Annotated in this window: 2 protein-coding genes; both read right to left on the bottom strand. The window is 48.5% G+C overall.

Annotated elements, in window-relative coordinates; all coding sequences use genetic code 11:
- Positions 1–923 (bottom strand): VWA domain-containing protein (locus R7E42_RS23890; RefSeq protein WP_318073073.1); only part of this gene is annotated, 923 nt, incomplete at its 3' end.
- The coding region (locus R7E42_RS23885; RefSeq protein ID WP_318073072.1) for a VWA domain-containing protein at positions 916–1667 on the bottom strand (752 nt) is incomplete at its 5' end. The genes R7E42_RS23885 and R7E42_RS23890, both read right to left, overlap by 8 nt.

Raw genomic sequence — 1667 nt, 5'->3', positions numbered from 1 at the left:
AATAGCCAAAATCCACCATTCAAACGAGAATCGGTTTTGACCTCTTGATTCTGTTTTGCTGCCAAGTTGTTCCCAGCATTATTCGTGTACGCTGCGATGCTATCCACGTCTCGGTTGTTGTGCTGAATAGGAACAAACATACCGCCCGTCTTGTTGGCTAGCGTTTGTAGGTTTTTCAGGTGTGTTTTGGCAACAACGGTCGAGCCTTGCGTGGTCTTAAGAAGCGAGCCGTCGGGTAGGGCAATCGGTGCGCCGTTTGCCGTGCCGATTGCAAGAACCGAGACTCGTATGTTTTTACCTTTAACTAAATTCAGAGAGCGTGCCAATTCTGAATCATCAAGATCATCGGCAAGAACAACAATGTCTCCTTGGTTTGCACCTGCTTGTGAAAATTGACTTAACGCCAATTCGATCGCAGCAGGGAGGTTCGAGCCTTGGAATGGCATCAGCTCTGGCGACAAGTTCTCGATGATACCTGCTAGCGTACTAGCATCCGTCGTTAGCGGACTCAAGCTGTAAGCATCGCCTGCATAGGCGATCAATCCAGTCGCCCCCTCTTTCCACTTTGGCAACAAGTCCAACGCTTTGTAACGTGTTTGAGTAAGGCGATTGGGTTTGATGTCGCTGGCGTACATCGAGCGAGACATATCTAGCACTAGCATGCGATTTTGGCTTAGCTCGAAGCTTGGACGTGTATTTGATTGCCAGCTCGGCCCAGCGAGCGCTACGCAGGCAATCGCCCAAGCCAAGCCCCAAATCGTAAAATAGGGTTTGGACTGGGTGGTCTGCCCAAGCATTTTGGCGAGGTGCGGGGCAATCAGCGCGGATTTTTTCGCTCTAAATTTTTGATTAATCAGGAGTACGAAGGGGATTGTTATCAGTCCCAGTAACCAATATGGGTTAAGGAAAGTAAACTCAGCCATGTTTTCTCCTTAGCAGGAACAACAACATAGAAAGCACTAAAGCTGCACTCAATGGATATGGGAACCATTCGGACTGAGGCCGCCAAGTTTGGGTATCGCTTGATACAGGTTCCAGTTTGTTGATTGTGTCGTATATCTTTTCAAGTTGTTCGGCATCTCGCGCACGGAAGTACTGCCCGCCAGTCATTTCTGCAATCTTCGTGAGCGTTTGTTCATCAAGGTCGGCTGCGGTGTCGACCTTACGAGTCATAAAAAAGTCTTTCACCATCATTTCGCCAGCACCTACGCCGACGGTATAAATAGTGGCATTGTATTTCTTCGCAATCTCAGCCGCTTCGATTGGATCTAACACACCAGCGGTGTTACTGCCGTCACTGAGCAAAATCATCACGCGCTGGGGCGCATCGCTATCGACAAAGGTTTTTGTTCCTAAGCCGATACCATCGCCAATTGCGGTTCGTTGACCAACTAGGCCAATTACGGTTTGCTTGATTTGTTGGATAACGGTTTGTCGGTCAGCCGTCAGTGGCGTTTGTAAGTACGCGTGGTCACCAAATAGAACTACTCCAAGCCGATCACCTTTTCGCTTCGCGACAAAATCTGATAAGACTTTTTTCACGGCAGAGAGTCGGTCGATGTACTCGCCATCTAAGTTCATGTCCTCTTTTTGCATGGAACCTGAAAGGTCAACCACCAGCATTAAGTCTCGGTACTTAGGTTGAAACTCGATAGGTTCACCAAACC

It is taken from the genome of Vibrio sp. Vb1337 (assembly GCF_033338715.1).
In the GTDB taxonomy this organism is placed as follows: domain Bacteria; phylum Pseudomonadota; class Gammaproteobacteria; order Enterobacterales; family Vibrionaceae; genus Vibrio; species Vibrio alginolyticus.
Note: the sequence above shows the minus strand (reverse complement) of the source record. Positions and strands in the feature narration are given on the sequence as shown.